Below are 7,322 nucleotides of genomic sequence, written 5' to 3' on the forward strand. Positions count from 1 at the left end.
AAGATGGGCCATGCCATGGTACGATCAATACTATGCTACCATTATGCCTTACACACCATTTCTGGATGCCTTTTTTAAGGTTTATTATATGAATTTACCATTGCATTATGCACAGGCAGATTTAAATAAGCTTTTATTGTTTTGCGCAGTGATGTTCCCAACTGCAATTCTTTTATTTCAACGTCAGTTTAATACCAGTAAAGATGAAAAAGCAATCAGGGCAGTCCATAATTAAGCTCTTTTTAAGAGAGGCCGCCCTTGTGGCGAAGGACCATAGCTTGCTCCTGACCCTCTTGATTGCGCCGTTGCTTTATGCGTTTTTTTATGGAAGCATCTACATTAATAAAGAAGAGCAAAATGTAAAGCTTGCTGTTGTTGATGATGATCATTCAAGGCTATCAAGGTTGCTCCAACAAAATATTGATAACTCTCCTATTGTTGAATTAATTCATTTCCCTAATCTTGAAGAGGCCAAAGAGCAAATGTACCGTGGAAACTGTCAGGGGTATTTTTATATTCCAAAAGGTACAGAATCAAATTTACTAACCTTAAAGCAGAGCAATGTGGTACTTGCCGTAAATGCAGCCCGGTTCCTGCCCTCAAGCGATATCCTAATGAACGTGCAGCAAATATGCCTTACCATTGGTGCAGGTGTACGCTTACAGTATTTCCAAAAAAGCGAAGGCATGAGCTCCACCATAGCCATGCAAAACGTACTGCCCGTGAATTTAGATTACAGGCCAATGTTTAACGAAAGATCAAGCTATGGTGCATTCCTGCTCCCTGGACTACTGGCATTAATTTTACAACAAACCTTACTGATAGGTTTATCTGAAAGTGTGGCCGGAGAGCGACAACATTCACGTATTGGGGAGTGGCTAAGGGGAGGAATATCTACCGGTATCTGGGGGAAAGGATTATTTTATCTGTTTCTATTTTCAGCTTATGCTTTTTTCTTTTTGAATGTAAACTATAACCTGCTCAATTTACCGATGCGCGGCAATGGTTTCGAATTGAGTGTCTTATTGATACTGTTTATTCTTACGCTTATTCCTATGGCTCAATTTATTGGATCGCTGTTTAAATCGCAATTGCTCTGCCTGCAAATGATGGCTTTTTCTACTTATCCGATTTTTCTGATCACGGGATACTCATGGCCATTCGAATCCTTACCCTTAGCTGTTCAATGGCTATCAAAACTATTACCTACAACACCATTTATTCAAATCTATTCCTCAATAGTTCAGTCGGGAGCGAGTTTATCAGCAAATCCTTCAGCATTAATACATTTAATTTTGCTTTGGTGTTTTTATAGTGTTATTGCCTACATCAGGTTGAATATGTTAAAAAAGAATCTTTTATCAGCTTAACTTGCTTTTTGATTCATCAGCCRCAATTACAATAAAGCAAACGATCAATATTGCGCTGTATTCGATCCCCCCTGATCCATGTTCGCCAACAAACCAACCATTTTCTGCATGTATGATTATAATGCCAATTGCAAGCATTATGATAAATCCTATTGAAATCCATTTTCTGAAATACCCGGCAAGGAGCAATAGTCCTCCTATGATTTCAAATGCAGTAATTCCCCAAACAAAAGCGGTTCCGTATACAAAGCCTTTGCCGTTAAGAAAGCCACCGAACCGCTCAATAGTTCCACCGGTTATACGAACTACGGCATGTGCAAGGAACAACAAACAAGTAAATACCCGTAAGAGCCCCAGACTTTGATTTAAAGAGATGAAAGGAAATGATTTCATTTTGATGATTGGTTTCTATAAATATATAGAAACCAATCTCAATTATTGTATAGTTTCTTTCACTTCGCCACAGGCCAGCATGTTTTCGCCAAAATAAGGGTTTTTTATTTCTTTTTGGTTGCTTAACCACGATGCTCCTTTGTCATTTAAAGCCATTGGGCAATAATCTACATATACTTCTCCGGAACTTAAACCAGATGCTTTTACTCTTTCTATAAAGTTTGTACTCAATTCAGCATATGCAATTCTTTGCGCATCAATATCAGTTGCTGATCCTATTTTCGCTACTAATGAGGCTAAAGAAGTGCCATTAGCTAAATCTTTAGCGCCTAGTTCAATTGCATTAGCTGCCACTTTTGCCTCAGCCACATCGCCTTTAACAAGTGCATTGGTTAAATGAACATAATGTTGATAAACTGCATTTAATTTATCGTCTTTTAAATTTACGGCAGCAGCAGTACCCTTTTCTGTAGTTTCGGCATGCGTTTCTCCTGCCGCGTGACTGTGGCCTTCGTGTGCATCTGTTTCTGTTGTTTTTTGTGGGTTGCTACATGCAGCAAATAAGGTTACTGCTGCCAAAGTAATAATGAAATTAGTTACTGTTCTCATCTTCTTCTTTTTTATTAATTAATAATCTAAGTTTTATTCAATTTTAGTTTGTCACCTAGGGTTTTGTTCGTCATCACGGCACTCGTCCGTCGTCAGCTCAATGATGCCCAACAGGATTTTTACCTTTTTTAAGAATATACTCGCTATATAAAAGATAAGCTCCTGTTACTACGACCTGATCTCCATTTTTAAGTCCTTCAGAAATTTCAACTTCATTGTTATTCTCCTGTCCTGTTTTTACCGATCTGGGTTCAAAGCTGTCTTTACCCTTTTTAATCCATACATGCATACCTTTACCATCTCTAATTACCGCATCAACCGGCAAAGTCAATACATTACTCTTATTTGCTGATGGTAAAAAAACATTTGCCTGCAGGCCTGGTTGCCATTGATTTTGAGGATTAGCAATACTTCCCCTGATCTGTGTAAGCTGGGTTCCAGATTGAAGTGACGGGGTAATGAAGCTAATGGTCATTTCCTGTGGCTGATCTTCCCATCCGGCAATAACAACCTTAACTTTCTGACCCATCTTTATATTTTTTGCCTCGCTTGGATAAACATCGGCTTCAACCCATAACTGCCCATATCCTTCCAATCTTAAAATCGGACTCCCTTCTGTTACATACTGACCCTGAGTCACTGACAACTCAGCAACTACACCACCTTCGGGCGCGTAGAAAACCACATACGGATCTTTCTTTTGAGTTTTAACAAGCTGCTGTACCTGACTTTCGGATTGCCCGTACAACAGTAATTTCTGTTTTGCAGCGGCAACAATCTGCCGCTCTATTTTATCTCCCTTGAATTCTTTTTCCTGCGCCATCGCCATCAGATATTCTTGCTGGAGTGTGGCCAATTGTTCTGAATAAAGCTTGTATAAAGGCTGTCCTTTACCAACCTTAACACCAGTTTCTCGTATATATAATTGCTCTATTCTACCGGCAATTCTGCTGGAAACATAACTGCTTTGCTCTGGGTTAACAGTAAGCCTTCCATTAAGCTGTTTCGCTCCTGAAAGACTACCTTCACCTACCAATACCGTGGTAATATTTGCTAAAGCTTGTCGCTTTTCATCTATTTTCAGCGCCTTTTCATTACTGTTTTTTTCAAATGGAACCAGATCCATTCCACAGATGGGGCAAGTGCCCATCTCATTTTTTATCACCTGCGGGTGCATCGGACAAGTAAACGTTTGCTGTTTTGCGACAATCATTTTACCTTTTGATTTATCCTCACTACTGCAGGCAGCAATGAATATTGATGGAACCAACGCCAACAAGGCAATCTTTTTTATAAATAATTTCCGTTCCATAACTTAATTTCCTTTGTTCTCAGTCATTTTTATGAAGCTTTCGCTATCTACCAGATAAGCCGCTTTTTTACTTACCTCCCAGCTGCCGATGTCTTCTTTAATCTGTATCATTCCGGCAATGGTAATCCCCGACTTTACCACTTTAGGGATAACAACATTCCCTTCCTTTTTAAAAACCACTGTTTTATTACCCAGCGATATCGCAGTCGATTCTGGCAGCCACCATGAGGCATGAAGCAATACAGGAATTCTGGCAGTTAGCAGCTCACCTACCCTAAAGTTTGGTTTATTAAGGTAAGTGCGGGCAATAGTAAAGTTTACCCCATCTTTAAAAACAGGCTGTATCATACCTATGCTAGCATTCTGAATAGTACTTTTATCAGCCGTTTTATAGAATAAAAAATGATCGCCCTTTTTTATAAGCGATGCCAGAGCAGGCTTTAAGGAGAATTCAGCGATCAGCTGATTAGCATTATAGATGGTAAAAAGCGATTGTCCGGCACTCACATATTGTCCTGCACGTAATAACACAGGGGAATTTACAGGCGCGGCACTTACAGGAGTAGCCGCAGATGAGCTTCCTCCGCCTCCCATATTGTCCAYTTCATCTCCACCAGATGATGGCACAGCTACACTTGGTGCTGCAACTGGCGCCGTAGATTTTTCAAGTATGTACCCATCAGCATTGCTATACACAGGAATGCGGTAGTTTACCTTTCCTGTTTTTATTAGCTGATTAATACTGGCAGCACTCATTCCCAACAACATCAATCGTTGTTTTGCCCCCTGGAGCATCGTCTGATCAGTCCCTGTACCTTTCAGGAATAGTAATTCCTGTTGTGCGGCTGCCAAATCCGGTGAATAGACCTCCATTATCAATTGTCCTTTTTTAACAGGTTGGTAATTGTATTTAATCAGCAAACGTTCTATTCTTCCACTCACTCTGCTGGCAATGCTGTTCTGATTTCTTGTATCGTAATTGATTATGCCCTGAACCTCTTCTGTAAATATTTTGGTTCCATATTCAGCCTTAATTACCGGGAGCGTAGATACCACCTGCTCATTTGAAGGTTTCAGCAAATGAGAAAGGTTACTGTCAATTTTTACAACACCAGGATCATCATGATTCATGTGCTTATTGTCTTTCCCCCTGTTGCAAGAGCTGATTACCAACGCGCCGATCAGGACCATTGCAAGCCATACGTAGGTATGCCGCTTAGCGATATAATTCTTTCTCATAATCGGCTATCATTAAATAAAGTTTCAATTTCTCATCCAAAACGCTGGTTTGCATCATAGTAAGGGCCTCCCATGAATCAATTACCTCAGGCAGTTCCATTTTATTTTCACGGTAATTCAAAAAGTTAACATCCAGTGATTTTTGCAGTGCGGGAATAATCTTGCTTTCCATAGCATCGATACGCTTTTGCATAGATTGGATTTCGAATTGCATACCATACAGCATCCCTTGGGTTTCCTGTAACATGGCAGCCTTTTCTTTATCCATCGCCTGCACTTCGTATTCCATTCCTTTTACTTCCGATTTATACATTTTTGAAGACCACGGGGCAATCGGGATGCTTACCATCCCCATTACACTAAAAGCCTTCGGCATCATCTTGGTTAAAGGCGACATATGATCGAACCGCAGCTTAAAATCGGGTCTGCTTTGTTTTTTCATTGCTTCAATATTCAGCTGCATAGATTGGATATTGTAATCCATCTTCTTAATATCATTTCTGGCCAACGCCAAACTCCCGGTATCAATAGCATCTGCCTGTACAAACTTTGGCTGATAATTGGTATCAATAGCTATATCTGCATTTCCCGGCTGGTTCATTAAACTATTTAACCAGGCTCTGGATTTAGCAATATCGCCTTCCTGCATGCGGATCATGTTTTTGTTTTCCTCCAGTTTTGCAGTGGTTTTATATACGCTACCTAATTTCGATTGATTAAAAGGATACCTGATCTCTTCAATCTTCTTCATGGTCTGCATAATTTTCTCATTCTGTTTCAGCACTTCTATTTTTTGTACTGCAACCAGCCAACCGAAATACAGCCTTTTTGCCTGCGTTTTATATTCATTTAAGGTAATGCCGCGGGTTTCATTCTCTGCCTTACCCTTAGATTCGATATAGCGTTTGTTGGCATTTAATTTAGATAGGTTTGGGATATCCTGTTCCAGCTGTATCATTACAGATCCTTTATCCCTGTCGTCCATAAGTTCCTGACCGGGATAAGGGGTCATAAATGTACCTACACCAATCATTGGTGCCATCCAGGCAGTTGCCGCTTTAGCGGTATGTTTATAGCTCTCGGCCTTTAAACCATACGACTGCAGCAACAGGTTGTTTTTATCTATACGGTGCAAAATCGTATCCAAGGAAAGCACCTGTTTTTGTTGTGCTGTTGTGTAAAATGGCAGCAGCAACAATATCCATGTTAATTTTTTAATGATGTACATCGTGAACCTCCAGTTTTCCATATTTCCTCAATTCATACTCTTTGGACATTAAAAAGATAAGCGGTGTAACCAACAGAATGTGTGTGGAAGAAGTTAGTACCCCACCTATCATTGGCAGCACTATTGGTTGCATTACATCTACCCCAACACCACTGGCCCATAACACGGGTACCAATCCGAATAGCGACACACAAACTGTCATAAGCTTGGGTCTCAACCTTTTTGCTGCACCATGAATTACATATTCTCTAAGGTCTTCCTTGGTAATGGTCTCGCTCGAATTCCCTTTTAATTTGATCAGCTGCTGCATGGCATCATTCAGGTAAATTACCATCACAATCCCTGTTTCCACAGCAATCCCGAACAGGGCTATAAAACCAACGGCTACACCAACAGACAAATTCACTCCCCAGAAATAGATCATGTAAGCCCCCCCAATTAAGGCAAAAGGAACCGTAATCAGACTTAAAAAAGCTTCTCTAATAGAGCGAAATGCAAAATACAGAGAGAAGAAAATGATCACCAAAACCACCGGAGCAATCCACATCAGTGTTTGCTTACCCCTTATCAGGTTTTCATACTGTCCACTCCATTCCAGAAAATACCCCTCGGGAAGAACCCCCTTCTCTTTATTCAGCTTCTCCATTGCATCCTTAACCGTGCTGCCCAAATCTCTATCGCGAACGTTAAACATTACAGCACCACGCAGAATAGCATTATCAGAGCTGATCATTGGCGGCCCATCTTCAAACTTCACATCGGCAACTGCCGATAAAGGAACTTCACCAAAGGAAGCTGATTGAATAGGGATTCTTTTAATGCGTTCTACACTGTTGCGGTATTCCTGAGCAAGGCGTACGCTTATAGAAAAGCGCTGTCTGCCTTCAATAGTATTGCCAATAGTTGCTCCACCAAGTGCACTTTCAACAACCTGATTAACGTCATCTACGTTTAAGCCATACCTGGCCAACTCTTCTCTTTTTACATCAATAGACAGGTATTTACCCCCTGTAATAGGTTCTACAAATAAATCGCTTACCCCAGGGGTACCTACTAATGCTGCTTTTACCTTTTCTGACACCGAAGCAATTGTATCCAGATTTTGTCCGAACACTTTTATTCCTACATCGGTACGGATACCGGTAGCCAGCATATTGATCCTGTTGATGAT

7 protein-coding genes and 1 pseudogene are annotated in these 7,322 nt (G+C 40.5%); 2 read left to right on the top strand and 6 right to left on the bottom strand.

Annotated features, from left to right (window positions below; translation table 11 throughout):
* Positions 1 to 235: pseudogene (locus AC1DG9_RS20115) on the top strand (ABC transporter permease); the annotation flags it as partial.
* Complete coding sequence (locus AC1DG9_RS20120) at positions 204 to 1,370, top strand: ABC transporter permease (RefSeq protein ID WP_337715231.1); 1,167 nt, start codon at positions 204 to 206, stop codon at positions 1,368 to 1,370. The pseudogene AC1DG9_RS20115 and the gene AC1DG9_RS20120, both read left to right, overlap by 32 nt.
* On the opposite strand, the gene AC1DG9_RS20125 is transcribed toward AC1DG9_RS20120, so the two are convergent.
* The 6 genes from AC1DG9_RS20125 to AC1DG9_RS20150 form a co-directional block, all read right to left on the bottom strand.
* The gene (locus AC1DG9_RS20125) at positions 1,362 to 1,763 is read right to left on the bottom strand and encodes a DoxX family protein (protein WP_477635123.1); all 402 of its coding nucleotides are present in this window, start codon (positions 1,761 to 1,763) and stop codon (positions 1,362 to 1,364) included. The two genes, AC1DG9_RS20120 and AC1DG9_RS20125, sit on opposite strands and share 9 nt — an antisense overlap.
* Positions 1,764 to 1,805: 42 nt before the next feature.
* On the bottom strand, positions 1,806 to 2,372 hold the full coding sequence (locus tag AC1DG9_RS20130) for a DUF3347 domain-containing protein (RefSeq protein WP_172660539.1): 567 nt from the start codon (positions 2,370 to 2,372) through the stop codon (positions 1,806 to 1,808).
* Positions 2,373 to 2,469: 97 nt separating this feature from the next.
* Positions 2,470 to 3,684, bottom strand: coding sequence for an efflux RND transporter periplasmic adaptor subunit (locus tag AC1DG9_RS20135; RefSeq protein WP_337715233.1), 1,215 nt, complete (start codon positions 3,682 to 3,684; stop codon positions 2,470 to 2,472).
* A gap of 3 nt (positions 3,685 to 3,687) precedes the next feature.
* Complete coding sequence (locus AC1DG9_RS20140) at positions 3,688 to 4,923, bottom strand: efflux RND transporter periplasmic adaptor subunit (protein WP_477635124.1); 1,236 nt, start codon at positions 4,921 to 4,923, stop codon at positions 3,688 to 3,690.
* Positions 4,901 to 6,172, bottom strand: coding sequence for a TolC family protein (locus tag AC1DG9_RS20145; RefSeq protein ID WP_246269514.1), 1,272 nt, complete (start codon positions 6,170 to 6,172; stop codon positions 4,901 to 4,903). The genes AC1DG9_RS20140 and AC1DG9_RS20145 overlap by 23 nt, the downstream gene beginning before the upstream one ends.
* The coding region (locus AC1DG9_RS20150; RefSeq protein ID WP_477635125.1) for an efflux RND transporter permease subunit at positions 6,138 to 7,322 on the bottom strand (1,185 nt) is incomplete at its 5' end. The genes AC1DG9_RS20145 and AC1DG9_RS20150, both read right to left, overlap by 35 nt.

It is taken from the genome of Pedobacter sp. 05L430, assembly GCF_056397585.1.

What these genes read in the sequence shown, in the direction of transcription:
- AC1DG9_RS20120 (WP_337715231.1), top strand. Translation starts at nt 204, where the DNA reads ATGAAAAAGCAATCAGGGCAGTCCATAATTAAGCTCTTTTTAAGAGAG.
- AC1DG9_RS20130 (WP_172660539.1), bottom strand. Translation starts at nt 2,372, where the DNA reads ATGAGAACAGTAACTAATTTCATTATTACTTTGGCAGCAGTAACCTTA.
- AC1DG9_RS20135 (WP_337715233.1), bottom strand. Translation starts at nt 3,684, where the DNA reads ATGGAACGGAAATTATTTATAAAAAAGATTGCCTTGTTGGCGTTGGTT.
- AC1DG9_RS20145 (WP_246269514.1), bottom strand. Translation starts at nt 6,172, where the DNA reads ATGGAAAACTGGAGGTTCACGATGTACATCATTAAAAAATTAACATGG.